The organism is Leuconostoc sp. JNUCC 76 (assembly GCF_053667755.1).
On sequence record NZ_CM132206.1, the window covers coordinates 130,001 to 146,598 of the forward strand.

The window sequence follows — 16,598 nt, forward strand, 5'->3', positions numbered from 1 at the left end:
GTCTGGTAGCTCGTCGGGCCCATAACCCGAAGGTCGTAGGTTCAAATCCTGCTCCCGCAATTGGTCGCATGGTCTAGCTGGTTAGGACGCCTGCCTGTCACGCAGGAGATCGCGGGTTCGAGCCCCGCTGTGACCGTTCATTGGAAGCAATGAGATGGCTCTGTAGCTCAGTTGGTAGAGCAATGCATTGAAGCTGCATGTGTCGGCGGTTCGATTCCGTCCAGCGCCATAGGGAGATGATCCCGAAGAAAAGCTTGCGAATGTAGTTCAATGGTAGAATTCCAGCCTTCCAAGCTGGCTATGCGGGTTCGATTCCCGTCATTCGCTTTTGTCTATGTAAGAGTGGGCAAGGGGAATAAGGGCCATTAGCTCAGTTGGTTAGAGCGCTGTGTTGATAACGCAGAGGTCCCAGGTTCGAGTCCTGGATGGCCCATTAAGATTAATAAGTAGGAGAGGTGTTCCTCTCCTTTTTTTGTTGCCTTTTGACAGATAATGGGTTAAAATGAGAACATCAGTTACCATAAGTAGCGCATTTTAGAAAATCATTGGTTGATGGAAAATGATACGCGTGAAACTCCAGTAACAAACAGTTTAGCGGGTAATGCTGCTCGGAATCACCGTTATCGATAATGAAGTGTTATGGTTTATTTATGATCATAAAAATTGGGTGGTACCACGGAAATGCGTTTTTCGTCCCTTGTTTAGCGACAAGGGAAGAACGCGTTTTTTATTTTATGAAAAAGAGGATATATTAAATGTTAGACATACGTTATATGCGTAAAAACAGCGCAGAAGTCAAGCAACGTTTAGAAAATCGTGGTGTTAACTCAGAAACAATTGACGAGTTATTGGAACTTGATCAAAAGCGACGGGATTTGATCCAAAAAGTTGAGTCTCTTAAGGCACAACGAAATGAAGTATCAGATAAAATTGCTTTTGCTAAGCGTCAAAAAGAAGATGCCAGTGAAGCAATTTTGCAAATGAAACAAGTTGGGGCAGATATTAAGAGTCTTGATAATGAGCAAACATTGCTGGATGAACAAGTTCGAGAAATTGCTGCTCATTTGCCAAATATGGCTGCTGTTGATGTACCAGTTGGCCCAGACGAATCTGCTAACGTAGAACAACGAAAGTGGGCCCCAGAGGAATACGGATCACGTCCTCATGCCTTAGAAGAAACATCGTGGGTTAAAGCTCATTATGAAATTGGAGAGAAGCTGGGGATACTTGACTTTGAGAGAGGCGCAAAAGTTTCTGGTGCCCGCTTCCTATACTACGTTGGCGATGGGGCAAGGCTTGAACGTGCTGTGTATAACTTTATGTTGGATGAGCATAGGCAAGAAGGTTACACTGAAATGATCACGCCAATTGTGGTGAATGATTCAGCAATGTTTGGAACGGGACAATATCCAAAGTTTCAAGATGATGCTTATCGTGTAGAAGGATTGAATCAAACATATATCCCAACAGCGGAAGTCCCTTTGACTAACTATTATTCAGGTGAAGAATTGCCAAGTGAGGACTTACCAATCAAGTTCACTGCGTTGTCACCTTCTTTCCGTAAAGAAGCGGGATCGGCAGGTAAAGATACGCGTGGATTAATCCGTTTGCATCAATTTAATAAGGTTGAAATGGTTAAATTTACCAAACCAGAAGATTCTTACAAAGAATTAGAAAAGATGACACTAGATGCGGAAAGTATTTTACAAAAATTGAATTTGCCTTATCATGTGATTGTATTGTCAACAGGTGACATGGGATTCTCAGCAGCAAAAACATATGATATTGAGGTCTGGATGCCACAACAAAATGTTTATCGAGAAATTTCTTCAGTATCAAACACTGAAGATTTCCAAGCTCGCCGAATGCACATTACTTATCGTGATGCAGATAATAAGTTACAGCTAGTGCACACATTAAATGGTTCTGGCCTAGCAGTTGGGCGAACAGTAGCGGCTATTTTAGAAAACTACCAAAATGAGGATGGTTCAGTAACTATTCCAGAAGTTTTGCGACCTTATTTAGGCGGACAAGAGAAGCTTAAACCAACTCCACACCATTAATTTACAGGAAGGGTCTATATTTTGGACTCTTTTTTTGGTATAATTAATCATATAATACACATATTTCGCAGTAATATACAAAAAATAGATTTCAGAGGAGAAACGAGCGAACTTACTACTCGCACGTTAAAAGTAATGGCCAATCCAATACGTAAATTAGTTGATAATTCAAAGCAACAACTAAAGAAATTAAATAAAATTGCCGATCAAGTCGAAAGTTATGCAGACACCATGGTTAGCATGTCAGATAGCGAATTACAGGCTAAAACTGGAGAATTCAAGTCAAAAATTGCTGATGCAATTGATGGTATTGAGGACAAGGATAAGCAAAATAAGGCTTTGGCAAAAATTTTAGATGAGCTGTTACCGGAAGCTTTTGCTGTGGCGCGGGAAGGAGCTAAACGAGTTCTTGGTTTGTATCCTTTCCATGTTCAAATCATGGGATCCATCGTATTACACGGTGGAAATTTAGCTGAAATGCGCACAGGTGAAGGTAAAACCCTGACAGCAACAATGGCTGTCTATTTAAATGCATTATCAGGTCGTGGTGTGCATGTTGTTACAGTGAACGATTATTTATCCGCCCGAGATGCGGAGCAAATGGGTCAATTATATAATTGGCTTGGATTGACAGTCGGTGTCAATGTTGGTGATGCGCCAGCAGAAGAAAAGCGTGCTGCTTACAACGCTGATATCACTTATTCTACCAACTTTAACATTGGGTTTGATTATCTACGTGACAACATGGTACGACGCGCAGACGAGCGTGTTATGCAACGAGGATTGAACTTTGCACTTATCGATGAAGCAGATTCAATTTTGATTGATACGGCTCGTACACCTTTGATTATTTCTGGACCAGGTTCAGGAGTCTCTCAACTTTATGCTCGTGCTGACCGTTTCGTGAAAACTTTGCAACGTGATGAGGACTTTAAGGTTGATGAAGAAGCCAAGGCGACTTTGTTAGCACCTGAAGGAATTCACAAAAGCGAAATATTCTTTAACTTGGACAACTTATATGATGCCGATGATACAGCCTTAACGCATCATATTGACCAAGCCTTGCGGGCTAATTTTAATTACATTAAGGATAAGGATTATGTTGTTCAAGATGGCGAGGTTAAGTTGATTGATCAGTCAACGGGCCGTATTTCTGAAGGAACACGTTTATCAGATGGCTTGCATCAAGCTATTGAAGCTAAAGAAAACGTTGAGATTCAAGAAGAAAATAAATCAATGGCGCAAATTACTTATCAAAATTTGTTCCGTATGTATAAGAAACTTTCAGGTATGACTGGAACCGCTAAAACTGAGGAAGAAGAATTACGCGAAATTTACAATATGGAAGTAATCAGTATTCCTACGAACCGTCCTGTTAGACGTGTCGATAAGCCTGATTTACTTTATACATCTATTCGTGCCAAATATAATGCGGTTGTAAAATTGATTGTTGAATTGCATGAAAAGGGACAACCCATTCTAATTGGTACGGGCTCTGTCGAGGATTCAGAATTGTTATCAAAAATTTTGATGACAAAAAATTTGCCTCATAATGTTTTAAATGCTAAAAATAATGCTAAGGAAGCTGAAATCATTGCCAATGCCGGACAACGTGGTGCAATAACAGTAGCTACAAATATGGCAGGCCGTGGAACAGATATCAAGCTTGGACCCGGTGTTGCAGAACTCGGCGGGTTAGTTGTTATTGCCACAGAACGTCATGAATCACGACGCATTGATAATCAGTTACGTGGTCGTGCAGGACGTCAGGGAGATGAAGGTTTTTCACAGTTCTTTCTTTCATTGGAAGATGATTTGATGATTCGTTTTGGTGCTGAACGTGTCCGCCTGATGATGCAGAGAATGAATTTGGATGAAGACACAGTGATTACCAATAGGTTTATTACTCGTTCTGTCGAATCAGCCCAAAAGCGTGTTGAAGGAAACAACTATGATACACGTAAAAATGTTTTACAGTACGATGATGTTGTACGTGAACAACGTGAATTGATTTATCATGAACGTGATATTGTTATTGACGAATCGGAGTCATTGGAATGGGTTTTGATGCCAATGGTTGAACGTACTATTAACCGTGTCGTGGATGCTCAAACAAAAGATAAAAAGTCTTCTGAATGGAATTTTCCACAAATTGTTGCTTTTGTTGGCAATGCCCTAGCACATGATGATGCCGTTACAGTGCAACAATTGCAGGGATTGACTCGTGATGAAATCAAAGCAAAATTATTAGAGTTAGCGAAGTTGAATTATAAAGAAAAGCAAAGCCAGCTTTATGATCCAGAACAAATGTTGGAGTTCGAGAAAGTTGTTATTTTGAGAGCTGTTGATCAACATTGGACAGATCATATAGATTCTCTTGATCGCTTGCGTCAAGGTGTTGGTTTACGTGGATATGGACAATTAAATCCACTCATCGAGTATCAAAGCGAAGCATTTGCGAACTTTCAAAAGATGATTGCAGATGTTGAATATGACACAACACGTACATTTATGAAAGCTGAAATTCGTCAGAATTTACGTTCTTAATATACAAATAAAAGCGAACTTTGTTCGTTTTTATTTTGAAAGGAATTAATATGGAAATTATCGATGCGAAGCATGCCGTTAGTGATATGCAGGAGAATATCGAACGTTTTCGCGGAACGCTCGATATGGAAGCACTTACGGAAGAAATTGCTGATTATGAAAATCGTATGACGGAACCTGATTTTTGGAACGACAATGAAAAAGCGCAAAAGGTTATTGAAGAAAATAATGTTTTAAAAAATCGTCGTGATTCATTTTTGAATTTGACAAATCAAGTTGAAGAATTAGAACTATTAATAGAAATGGCTGTGGAAGATCCTGAGGATGAGGACACGCTGGGTGAACTTGAATCAGGGGTTGAAAATGCGCAAAAAGATATTGATGCTTATAATTTAGAGCAACTATTAACTGAGCCGTATGATGCAAATAATGCCATTTTAGAAATTCATCCAGGATCTGGCGGTACTGAGTCGACAGACTGGGGTGCTAACCTATATCGTATGTACATGCGTTGGGCACAACAACATGATTTTCAAGTTGAAACCTTAGATTATCATGCAGGTGATGAAGCGGGTATTGATAGTGCAACGATTAAAGTAACTGGACACAATGCCTATGGCTTTTTACGAAGCGAGAAAGGTGTGCACCGTTTCGTAAGAATTTCTCCTTTTGATAGCGCTGGTCGACGTCATACGAGTTTCGTATCAGTTGATGTAATGCCTGAGCTAGATGATTCAATTGAGGTTGAGGTACGTGATGATGATGTTAAAATGGATGTGTTCCGTTCTGGTGGCGCCGGTGGACAAAATGTCAACAAAGTTTCCACAGGTGTTCGTTTAACGCATGAACCGACAGGGATTGTTGTTTCGTCAACTGTAGAGCGTACTCAGTATGGGAACCGTGATTATGCTATGCGTCTGTTAAAAAGTAAGTTATACCAGTTGGAATTAGAGAAAAAAGAAGCTGAGCGTGCGGCGCTGACCGGTGAAAAAATGGAAAATGGTTGGGGATCACAGATTCGCTCTTACGTTTTGCATCCCTATCAAATGGTTAAGGATCATCGAACAAATTATGAAACTAACCAACCACAAGCAGTGCTGGATGGCGATTTAGATCCTTTTATCAATGCGTACTTGCAGTGGCAGTTATCGCTTAAAAATCCTAATTAATAATTAGTCGAAACATTACTGTTTCGACTTTTTAAATTTTATAAGTATAAATAGACTAAACAAAAAAATTTCCTAATAAATGTTTAATAGGTTATAATATAAGTCAATATAAGACGTAGGCAGCCTAATTTTAAGGAGGCAAACATGGATAATAATTATACACCAAGTGCGCAGAATGTATTGGTTTTGGCACAGGAACAAGCAAAGTATTTTAAGCACCAAGCTGTGGGAACAGAGCATCTTTTACTCGCCCTAGCAATAGAAAAAGAAGGCATCGCTAGCAAGATATTAGGTCAATTTAATGTTATGGACGATGATATTCGTGAGGAAATTGAACACTTTACAGGATATGGTATCACTAGTCGTTATGATAAAAACATCTATTTACCTTATTCACCAAAAGCGGCAGATATTTTACATCAAGCGAGTGAAGAGTTGCGTGCTTTAGCACAATCAAAAGTTGGAACAGAGCATATTTTGTTAGCTTTATTACAGGATGAAAGCATACTATCTTCACGAATTTTACTAGCATTAGACGTTAATTTACAAGATATGCGCCGGGCAATTCTTCGAAAATTAGGCATTACTGATGTACGGAAGCAAATGAAGCAACAGGAGAAGCAGCAAGCATCAGCGGGAACACCTACTTTAGATGGATTGGCACGTGATTTGACTCAAATGGCGCGAGACAACAAAATTGATCCAGTAATCGGTCGCCCCAAAGAGGTTCGTCGCGTTATACAAATATTATCCAGACGAACAAAGAATAATCCTGTATTGATTGGAGAACCTGGCGTTGGAAAAACTGCCATTGCTGAAGGATTGGCACAAAAAATCGTAGATGGTGAAGTGCCTGAAAACTTAGCCAAAAAACGGTTGATGGCATTGGACATGGGGTCACTGGTTGCAGGAACAAAATACCGTGGAGAATTTGAAGACCGATTAAAAAAAATCATTGAAGAAATTTATAATGATGGTGAAGTTATTCTATTTATCGATGAGTTGCATACATTGATTGGTGCCGGTGGCGCTGAGGGCGCTATTGATGCATCGAATATTTTAAAGCCAGCATTAGCACGTGGTGAATTGCAAACTTTAGGTGCTACAACATTTGATGAGTATCAAAAATATGTCGAATCCGATGCAGCTTTGGAACGCCGCTTTGCATCAGTAACAGTTGATGAACCAACTCAAGATGATGCTATTGCTATCTTGAAAGGAATTCGTTCTCATTTTGAGCAACATCATCAAGTTCAAATTGATGATGCAGCTATTGAAGCGGCTGTGAAACTTTCAGCTCGCTATATTTCGGATAGATTTTTGCCTGATAAAGCCATTGATTTGATGGATGAAGCTGGAGCAAAAGTACGTATTGATGCCACTGGGAAAGCGACGCCAATATCGAAAGCCAAGGTTCGTTTTGCAGAAGTTCAAGCGGAAAAAGAAACTGCTATTACGTCATTGGATTTTGAAAAGGCAGCCCTGTTGCGCATTGAAGAAATGAAATTGAAGCAGAAACTGGCAAAGTCAGAAGCAAAAGATACTCAAAAAGAAACTACTGAACGATATTTGCTTCATGTTACAGAAGAAGATATTGCTGAGGTCATTTCACAACAAACTGGTGTCCCTGTTACGCAAATGGAAAAGAATGAGCAACAGCGATTGGTCAATTTGGAGTCAGTTTTAGGACGTCGTGTTATTGGACAAAAGACAGCTATATCCGCAGTGGCTAGAGCAATTCGTCGTGCTCGTTCTGGATTAAAAGACCCTAGTCGCCCGATTGGTACATTTATGTTTTTGGGACCAACTGGTGTTGGGAAAACTGAACTGGCTAAAGCGTTGGCTGAAGCAATATTTGGCAGCGAAGATAACTTGATTCGAATCGACATGTCAGAGTATCAGGAACGTTGGTCATCTAGTCGTTTGATTGGTTCAGCGCCTGGATATGTTGGTTACGACGAAGGTGGCCAATTAACAGAGCAGGTTCGTAATCATCCGTACTCTGTTGTCTTATTGGATGAAGCAGAAAAAGCACATCAAGACATCTTTAATTTAATGTTACAGGTGTTTGACGATGGTTATTTAACAGATTCAAAAGGACGAAAGGTTGATTTCAAAAACACCATCATCATTATGACTTCTAATCTTGGCGCGACACGATTACGTGATGAAAAATCGGTAGGGTTTGGTGCGGTTGATTTGAAAGACGATCACGAAGCAGTAGCTGCAAAAATACGTGAAACCTTAAAAGAAACATTCCGACCAGAATTTATTAACCGACTAGATGAAGCTATTGTGTTTGAAAGTTTGACGAAGCCTGAATTGCATGAAATTGTAAAGCTAATGAGTCGTTCGGTTCTACAGCGTGTCGCTGAACAAGGTATCAGTGTTAAGATAACGCCAGCAGCAATTGACGTAGTAGCTTCAGCGGGATTCGATCCTGAATATGGTGCGCGTCCAATTAGGCGTGCACTCCAAACTAAAGTTGAAGATGCATTAAGTGAAGAATTACTGCGAGGCAATATCACAACTGATGATGCGGTAACGATTGGTGCCAAAAATGGTGAAATCAGAATTAGCACAAAGCCATTAAAAAAAGATACGACAAAAGCATAATTTTTTAAAGTAAAAATAATATGTAAAGATTAGTGATTACCCAACCACCGCTTAAAAACGGTACAAAGGGTAATCTTTTTTGTTTTGAGTATAATAGATAGAGTAAAGCCAGACAACAACCGATAAGTAAAGTACAAGAAAAAATAACAGGTGTGTTTGATAGTACTAAACTTAGTAGTACCGGCATATCGCCACTACCTAATGTGCGTCGATGTTTTACGAGAATTATAGATAGTATTAAAATGAGAACTGTTAAACATAGATGTTCGGTATCATGATGAAGTACAAGTAGATAGCCTATCCAAGGGAATAAAATATTCGCGTGTATGCTTTGTTTCGAATAGTCTTCTAACGATAAAAATAATAATAAAACTCCTGTAACCCAAGTTACAGGTGCAGCCCATAGTAAGGTGCCGATTAATATGCAAAACAATTCGAAAATAGCATAATAGCGACCAAAAGGAGTATGGCAATAGCGACATTTATTGTGTAGAATACATGCCGAAATAACTGGTATAATATCAAACCAAGCCAAATTACGCCCGCAATAGAAACAAAAAGAGCGTTGGATTTTCAAAGAGACACTGTTGGACAAACGATCCGCGGTACATATAGTAGATGAGACGATAATGCTATTAAATAAAAAGATAAGTATATTTTCCATAACTTATCATACGTTGTCGCAATCATTTTTTCATTTAACATGGAAAGTTGTTAAAACCTATTGACACCACGTCTCAAAATGGTATTATATTGAACGTGCTTTTAAGTAATCTGTTCTGTGACATCGTCACACTGTGCTGAACGGCGCTGTAAAGGCAATTGTCAGCAGATTTTCAGTGTTTCGCTTTTTGAAAATATAAAAATGATACACCTGGAACTGTGAAATTAATGAAAATTTAAAGGAGACTGTAGCATGCCTACAATTAACCAACTGGTTCGTAAGCCACGTAAGTCAAAGGTTTCTAAGTCAAAATCACCTGCTTTGAACTTTGGCTACAACTCAATGAAGAAAAAGGCAACTAACAATGCCGCACCACAAAAGCGTGGTGTTGCTACTCGTGTTGGAACAATGACACCTAAGAAGCCTAACTCAGCTTTGCGTAAGTACGCCCGTGTGCGTCTTTCAAACTTATATGAAGTAACTGCATATATTCCAGGTATTGGACACAACTTGCAAGAACACTCTGTTGTTTTGATTCGTGGTGGCCGTGTTAAGGATTTGCCTGGTGTACGTTACCACATTATCCGTGGAGCTTTGGATACTGCGGGCGTTGATGGTCGTATGACTTCACGTTCAAAGTATGGCACAAAGGCACCAAAGAAGTAAGAAGGAGACTGACTAATGCCACGTAAAGGTTATACTAAGCGTCAGGAAATTTTGCCTGACCCAATTTACAACTCAAAGCTCGTTTCACGTTTGATCAACAAGTTGATGCTTGATGGTAAGCGTGGTACAGCTTCAACAATCTTGTACGACGCTTTTGATCGTATCAAGGAAGCAACTGGTAACGATCCATTAGAAGTTTTTGAACAAGCTATGGAAAACATCATGCCAGTATTGGAAGTTAAAGCACGCCGTGTTGGTGGTTCTAACTACCAAGTGCCAATCGAAGTTCGCCCAGATCGTCGCTCAACTTTGGGGCTACGTTGGTTGGTTAACTATTCACGTTTGCGTAACGAACATACAATGGATGAACGTTTAGCTAAAGAAATCATGGATGCTGCTAATGATACTGGTGCGTCTGTTAAGAAGCGTGAAGATACGCACAAAATGGCTGAAGCTAACCGTGCATTTGCACACTACCGTTGGTAAAAATTTGATACTAAGGTTAGTAGATAATGCTACCCTTGGTATGCAGATAGTGTACAATTGTCATAGACGGTGTTTGTAACACACAAGCATCGTCAAAAAGCGAACACAACTATGTGTCGCTTTTTGTTGCATATAGAACTAAACCAGGAGATAACTCACAATGGCAAAACGTGAATACCCACTAGAACGTACACGTAATATCGGAATCATGGCCCACATTGATGCGGGTAAGACAACGACTACTGAACGTATCTTGTACTATACAGGTAAAATTCACAAAATTGGTGAAACACATGATGGTGCTTCACAAATGGATTTCATGGAACAAGAAAAGGAACGTGGAATCACTATCCAATCAGCTGCTACAACAGCTGTATGGCACGGTTTCTTTGACCAATTCGCGAAAACACCTTATCGTGTGAACATCATTGATACACCAGGTCACGTTGATTTCACAATCGAAGTTGAACGTGCATTGCGTGTTTTGGATGGTGCCGTAGCGGTTTTGGATGGTGCTGCTGGTGTTGAACCTCAAACTGAAACAGTTTGGCGTCAGGCAACCACATATGATGTACCACGTATCGTATTCGTTAATAAGATGGATAAGATGGGTGCTGATTTCCAAATGTCAGTGGATTCAATCCATGAGCGTTTGCAAGTTAATGCTGAAGCTATTCAATGGCCAATTGGTGCCGAAGATGACTTCGAAGCTGTTATTGACTTGATTACACAAGAAGCATATTATCCTGAAGATGATTTGGGAGAAAAGTGGGCACCTCGCGAAATTCCTGCAGAGTTAAAGGAATTAGCAGAAGAAAAGCGCAATACATTGATTGAAGCTGTTGCTGATGTTGATGATGATTTGATGGAAAAGTATCTTGAAGGTGAAGATATTTCAATCGAAGAATTAAAAGCTGCAATTCGTCGTGCTACTTTGGCATTACAATTCTACCCAGTACTTGCAGGTTCTGCCTACAAGGATAAGGGTGTTCAAATGATGTTGGATGCGGTTGTTGACTATTTGCCAGGACCTTTGGATGTTAAGCCATATATTGCTAACGATCCAAAGACTGATGAAGAAATCGACTTAATTGCTGATGATTCAAAGCCATTCGCTGCTTTGGCATTTAAGATTATGACTGATCCATTCGTTGGTCGTTTGACATTTATGCGTGTGTATACTGGTACTTTGAAGTCTGGATCATACGTACAAAACACATCTTCTGATACTCGTGAACGTGTTGGTCGTTTGCTACAAATGCACGCTACTTCACGTACTGAAATCGAAGAAGTGTTCTCAGGTGATATTGCTGCTGCGATTGGTTTGAAGAATACCACAACAGGTGATTCATTGACAGATGTTGGTCATCAATTGATTCTTGAATCAATGGAGTTCCCAGAACCTGTTATTGAATTGGCTATTGAGCCAAAGACAAAGGCTGACCAAGACAAGCTATCAAATGCTATTCAAAAGTTAGCTGAAGAGGATCCATCATTCCGTGCAACCACAAACCAAGAAACTGGTCAAACTTTGATCGCTGGAATGGGTGAATTGCAATTGGATATCATGGTTGATCGTATGCGTCGTGAGTTTAACGTTGAAGCAACCGTTGGTGCGCCTCAAGTTGCTTATCGTGAAGCGTTCACTAAGACTGTTCAAGCACGTGGATTCTTCAAGCGTCAATCTGGTGGTAAGGGTCAATATGGTGATGTTTATATTGAATTCGCACCAAACGAAGAGGGTGCTGGCTTTGAATTCGAAGATGCTATTGTTGGTGGTGTTGTGCCGCGTGAATACATCCCTTCAGTTGAAGCTGGTTTGAAGGATGCATTAAATGCTGGTCCTTTGGCAGGATTCCCATTAGTTGACTTGAAGGCTAAGTTGTATGATGGTTCATATCACGATGTCGATTCTAGTGAAGCTGCCTTTAAGATTGCTGCATCATTGGCTTTGAAGGAAGCTGCAAAGACGGCTGGTGCGGTTATTCTTGAACCTATCATGGCTGTTGATATTGTTGCACCTGAAGACAACCTTGGTGATGTTATGGGACACGTCTCAGCTCGCCGTGGTATGATCGAAGGTCAAGAATCACGTGGACCTGTATTGGCTGTTAAGGCTAAGGTTCCTTTGTCAGAAATGTTTGGTTATGCAACTACTTTGCGTTCAGCTACGCAAGGTCGTGGTACATTCCAGATGGTATTTGACCACTATGAAGCTGTTCCTAAGAACATTCAAGAAGAAATCATCAAGACACACGGTCAAGAAGATTAATTCTAATATTTAACTGACAGATGGTTCAGTATAAACGGCGTCACTCAATATGAGTGACGCCGTTTTAATAGGAAAAATAAAATGTTGAAAAACAATAAAAATCATAGTAAATTTTTAGTACCTGGGATAATTGTTGTGGGAATGGTTTTACGCTTACCCTTCACGTCTATTCCACCGATATTGGGGAATATTGCGCGTTCATTGCATGTACCGGTTTCTAGTCTAGGAATCTTAACAACGATACCTTTACTGGCGTTCGCCATTTTTTCAGTTTTTGCGCCAAAGGTAGCACAAAAGTTGGGGTTAGAACGTGCTTTCACACTCATGCTTGGATTGCTTATTATTGGTTCGTTCATTCGAATCTTAAATACACCGCTTCTCTACATTGGTACTGCATGCATAGGAGTTGCGATTGCACATATGAACGTTTTATTACCTAGTGTGATTCGAACGTATTTCCCGCAAAAAGTTGGTTTTATGACTTCGATATTTACGTTTAGTATGATGCTAGCGACTGCTGTAGGGGCAGCGCTTTCGGCACCTATTACTGCTGTAACTGGTTGGCATACATTTATAATTTTGTTAACAGTTCTACTAATAATCGCATTATTTGTTTGGTTACCTAATCAAAATTTTGTTCATAATAACCAAACAACAGTTAAAACAAAATCTGAGAATGTTTTGAAACCCAGTATTTGGCGAAATAAGTATGCTTGGCTATTGTTGTTTTTTAGTGGTGTACAGTCAATTATGTTTTACATTCTATTAGCTTGGGGACCAACGATGGCAGTGCAGACTGGTTTGTCGGCTGCTACAGCAAGTTTGTTTGCTGGCTTGAATTCATTGATTGGTTTGCCATTTGCTTTGTTTATTCCATCAATTGTTGCCAGACTTAATAGTGTGCAACGGCAGTTGCTAGTGGGGACGTTCTCAATATTGGGCACTTTAGGGTACATGTTGTTACTTTTCCCGCAAGGAACGTTTACCTATTGGCTGATCGTTAACTTATTAATTGGGGTTGGTACGTCAGCATTATTCCCATACTTAATGACAACGCTTAGTCTAAAAACTAGTAATGCAGAACAAACAGCACAGTTGTCTGGCATGGCACAAAGCGGTGGTTATTTATTAGCTGCAACTGGGCCACTGTTATTTGGTTATGCATATGGTTGGTTTCATTCTTGGATTCCGCAAATTATTATGCTAATTATATTATTTATTTTGATGACAATTGCAATATTAATTGTGGAAAATCAAGATAAAATTTTGGATTAAAAAAGCGCAAGTCATCGCGCTTTTTTTGTTTTTATAATTAGTGTAAAATGTATTCTATTGAAAAGATTCGAGGGTGAGCAAGTGAGTGAGAAACAAGTACCAATTATTGCTTTTAATCAAGTGGATTTGTCTTTTGGAGATACACATGTTTTAAATAATGTTGATTTAGAGATTGAAGCTGGTAAATTTTATACTTTACTTGGACCATCTGGTTCAGGAAAATCAACTATTTTAAAACTGATTTCTGGACAGCTAACGGCTGACTCAGGAGATATATCTTTTGAGGGTCAACGTGTTAATGATGTACCTGCGGAAAAGAGAAAAGTGAATACTGTATTCCAAAATTATGCATTATTTCCAAATATGAATGTTTTTGATAACGTTGCTTTCGGTCCGACTTTAAAAGGAATGAATAAAACGGAAATTAAGAACAAAGTGAAAGAAATGCTTAATCTGGTCAAGTTAAGTGATTTTGTTGATCGCGAGATTGATGAGTTATCAGGAGGACAACAGCAACGCGTTGCGATTGCGCGTGCTTTGGCTAATGACCCAGAGGTTTTATTACTTGATGAGCCTTTGTCAGCTTTAGACTATAAGTTACGTAAAAGTATGCAATATGAACTTCGAGAAATTCAACAGCGCTTAGGGATTACATTTGTTTTTGTGACACATGACCAAGAAGAAGCATTAGCAATGTCTGATTGGATATTTGTAATGAATGATGGTGTTATTCAGCAAAATGGTTCACCAGAAGATATTTATGATGAACCAATCAATCACTTTGTTGCTGATTTTATTGGTGAAAGCAATATTGTTGATGGCATCATGAAAGCAGATTACGTGGTCCATTTTGTGGGTAAAGATTTTGAAAATGTTGATGCAGGAATGCGCCCCAACGAGAGAGTTGAAGTAGTGTTACGACCCGAGGACTTAGATTTGACGTCCATTGAAAATGGTAAATTAGTCGTTACTATTGAAGACCAATCGTTTCGAGGAGATTATTATGAAATTACGGCTAGAGATGATGATGGCAATGAATGGCAAGTTCAGGCAACAAATTCGGCAATAATTGGTGCTAGAGTAGGTTTAACATTTGATCCTGAGGATATCCACATTATGCGATTTAATGAGTCTGAGGACGATTTTGATGCGCGCTTGGAGAGTTATGAGGACGATGATGAAATCTAAACAACAACGTCAAATATTTTATATTGTTCCTTACGGCATCTGGTTATTACTATTTGTTATTGCGCCATTGATATTAATGTTATTTCAGTCATTTACTACTGCTAGTGGACATTTCACATTTAGCAATTATGCGACCTATTTTGGCAGTGGGACATATTTGCGAATGACATTCAACTCAGTATGGTACGCATTTTTAATAACAATGATTACTTTAGTGATCAGTTACCCAACAGCCTATTTATTGAATCAACTAAAACAAAAACAATTCTGGCTATTATTAGTCATATTGCCTACATGGATTAATTTACTGTTAAAAACGTATGCTTTTATTGGACTATTGTCCAAGACTGGGACTGTGAATAATTTTATTTCACTTTGGGGCATTGCGCCACAACAGCTCTTGTTTTCTGACTGGAGTTTTTTGCTGGTAGCGGCTTATATCGAAATTCCTTTTATGATTTTGCCCATTTTTAATTCGTTATCGGAGATTGATTCAAGACTTTCTCAGGCCAGTCACGATCTAGGTGCTAATAAGTGGCAGACACTTCGCTACGTTATTTTTCCGTTGTCGATGCCGGGTGTTAAGGCCGGCATTCAGGCAGTGTTTATTCCTAGTTTGTCATTATTTATGATTACACGCTTGATTGGAGGTAATCGAGTGATTACTCTAGGAACCGCGATTGAAGAGCACTTCTTGGTCACGCAAAATTGGCAAATTGGTTCAACGATTGGCGTAGTTTTGATTGCTGCAATGATTGCTACAATGCTGCTGACACGTGATCGTGCACGTAAAAATCTAAGAAAGTGAGGTATGGCTAATCATGCATAAAAAATTTAGATGGTCTAATTTGTATTTAGTTTTTGTATTTGTTTTGTTGTACTTACCTATTTTCTTTTTGATTATTTACTCCTTTAATGCAGGAGATGTTATGCAAGGATGGGATGGCTTTTCATTGAAGCATTACGCCGAGCTCTTTGTCGACACAAGAATTTTAGAGATTGTGGTTAACACATTTCTAGTTGCGTTATTATCTTCACTATTGGCTAGTGTGATTGGCACAGCAGGGGCCCTGTATATCTATAATCAGCGTCATCAATTAGCGAAAAATATTTTCTTATCACTTAATAATATTTTACTTGTTTCTCCGGATGTTATTATTGGCGCCTCATTTTTAATTTTATTTACCGTTGTTGGTTTTACACTCGGTTTTACTTCTGTTCTACTTTCGCATATTGCTTTTAGTATACCGATTGTTGTTTTGATGGTATTACCTCGTTTACAGGAGATGAATCCTTATTTAGTCACCGCAGCCAAGGATCTTGGTGCCAACAATTTTCAAATGTTGTCTAGGGTAGTATTACCGGTTATTTCACCGGGGATATTAGCGGGATTTTTTATGGCGTTTACTTACTCGCTGGACGACTTTGCAGTGACGTTCTTTGTAACAGGAAATGGTTTTTCAACTTTGTCAGTTGAAATATATTCTCGTGCGCGCCAAGGGGTTAGTTTAGAAATCAATGCGTTATCGGCAATGATGTTCTTGGTTTCACTACTATTAGTATTGATTTATTATTTTATTTCCAACAGATCTTCTAAAGGCAAAAAGCGCGGCGGAACAAACCTTGTAATGCCGGCTACGGAGGGACTGTAA

At 39.3% G+C, this 16,598-nt stretch carries 12 protein-coding genes and 5 tRNA genes (1 of these 17 cut by a window edge); 16 read left to right on the forward strand and 1 reads right to left on the reverse strand.

The window, feature by feature from the left end:
• The 9 genes from JNUCC76_RS00765 to JNUCC76_RS00805 all read left to right on the forward strand — a co-directional run.
• Positions 1-60 (forward strand) — tRNA-Met (locus tag JNUCC76_RS00765); it begins 14 nt to the left of the window's first position.
• A 2-nt stretch (positions 61-62) separates the two neighbouring features.
• Positions 63-136: transfer RNA gene (locus JNUCC76_RS00770), tRNA-Asp, on the forward strand.
• A 20-nt stretch (positions 137-156) separates the two neighbouring features.
• Positions 157-229, forward strand: a tRNA-Phe gene (locus JNUCC76_RS00775).
• Positions 230-256: 27 nt separating this feature from the next.
• Positions 257-327, forward strand: a tRNA-Gly gene (locus tag JNUCC76_RS00780).
• Positions 328-359: 32 nt separating this feature from the next.
• Positions 360-433, forward strand: a tRNA-Ile gene (locus JNUCC76_RS00785).
• 322 nt (positions 434-755) lie between these two features.
• The gene (serS, locus tag JNUCC76_RS00790) at positions 756-2,063 is read left to right on the forward strand and encodes a serine--tRNA ligase (protein ID WP_454155022.1); all 1,308 of its coding nucleotides are present in this window, start codon (positions 756-758) and stop codon (positions 2,061-2,063) included.
• A gap of 135 nt (positions 2,064-2,198) precedes the next feature.
• Positions 2,199-4,610 carry a preprotein translocase subunit SecA gene (gene secA / locus JNUCC76_RS00795; RefSeq protein WP_454155024.1) on the forward strand — a complete coding sequence of 804 codons (2,412 nt, stop codon included), beginning with the start codon at positions 2,199-2,201 and terminating at the stop codon, positions 4,608-4,610.
• 50 nt (positions 4,611-4,660) lie between these two features.
• Positions 4,661-5,779: a peptide chain release factor 2 gene (prfB, locus tag JNUCC76_RS00800; RefSeq protein WP_454155026.1), complete on the forward strand. Its 1,119-nt coding sequence runs from the start codon at positions 4,661-4,663 to the stop codon at positions 5,777-5,779.
• Positions 5,780-5,923: 144 nt separating this feature from the next.
• Entirely contained in the window at positions 5,924-8,395 is a 2,472-nt protein-coding gene (locus JNUCC76_RS00805; RefSeq protein ID WP_454155028.1) for an ATP-dependent Clp protease ATP-binding subunit, read from the forward strand.
• Positions 8,396-8,399: 4 nt separating this feature from the next.
• On the opposite strand, the gene JNUCC76_RS00810 is transcribed toward JNUCC76_RS00805, so the two are convergent.
• Positions 8,400-9,059, reverse strand: a complete 660-nt coding sequence (locus tag JNUCC76_RS00810; protein WP_454155030.1) for a prepilin peptidase — start codon at positions 9,057-9,059, stop codon at positions 8,400-8,402.
• Positions 9,060-9,311: 252 nt separating this feature from the next.
• Here JNUCC76_RS00810 and rpsL point away from each other — a divergent pair, with 252 nt between their 5' ends.
• The 7 genes from rpsL to JNUCC76_RS00845 all read left to right on the forward strand — a co-directional run bounded on the left by rpsL (position 9,312) and on the right by JNUCC76_RS00845 (position 16,598).
• Positions 9,312-9,725, forward strand: coding sequence for a 30S ribosomal protein S12 (gene rpsL, locus JNUCC76_RS00815; RefSeq protein WP_004911305.1), 414 nt, complete (start codon positions 9,312-9,314; stop codon positions 9,723-9,725).
• A gap of 15 nt (positions 9,726-9,740) precedes the next feature.
• A complete protein-coding gene (rpsG, locus tag JNUCC76_RS00820) occupies positions 9,741-10,211 on the forward strand; it encodes a 30S ribosomal protein S7 (RefSeq protein WP_011679126.1) in 471 nt (156 codons plus the stop codon).
• A gap of 160 nt (positions 10,212-10,371) precedes the next feature.
• Positions 10,372-12,483 (forward strand): elongation factor G, encoded by a 2,112-nt coding sequence (gene fusA / locus JNUCC76_RS00825; protein WP_454155032.1) that lies wholly within the window; start codon positions 10,372-10,374, stop codon positions 12,481-12,483.
• An 81-nt stretch (positions 12,484-12,564) separates the two neighbouring features.
• On the forward strand, positions 12,565-13,758 hold the full coding sequence (locus JNUCC76_RS00830) for a CynX/NimT family MFS transporter (RefSeq protein WP_454155034.1): 1,194 nt from the start codon (positions 12,565-12,567) through the stop codon (positions 13,756-13,758).
• Positions 13,759-13,839: 81 nt separating this feature from the next.
• Entirely contained in the window at positions 13,840-14,946 is a 1,107-nt protein-coding gene (locus tag JNUCC76_RS00835; protein WP_173674453.1) for an ABC transporter ATP-binding protein, read from the forward strand.
• Positions 14,933-15,754 (forward strand): ABC transporter permease, encoded by an 822-nt coding sequence (locus tag JNUCC76_RS00840; protein WP_454155035.1) that lies wholly within the window; start codon positions 14,933-14,935, stop codon positions 15,752-15,754. Before JNUCC76_RS00835 ends, JNUCC76_RS00840 begins: the two co-directional genes overlap by 14 nt.
• A 13-nt stretch (positions 15,755-15,767) precedes the next feature.
• Complete coding sequence (locus JNUCC76_RS00845; protein WP_454155037.1) at positions 15,768-16,598, forward strand: ABC transporter permease; 831 nt, start codon at positions 15,768-15,770, stop codon at positions 16,596-16,598.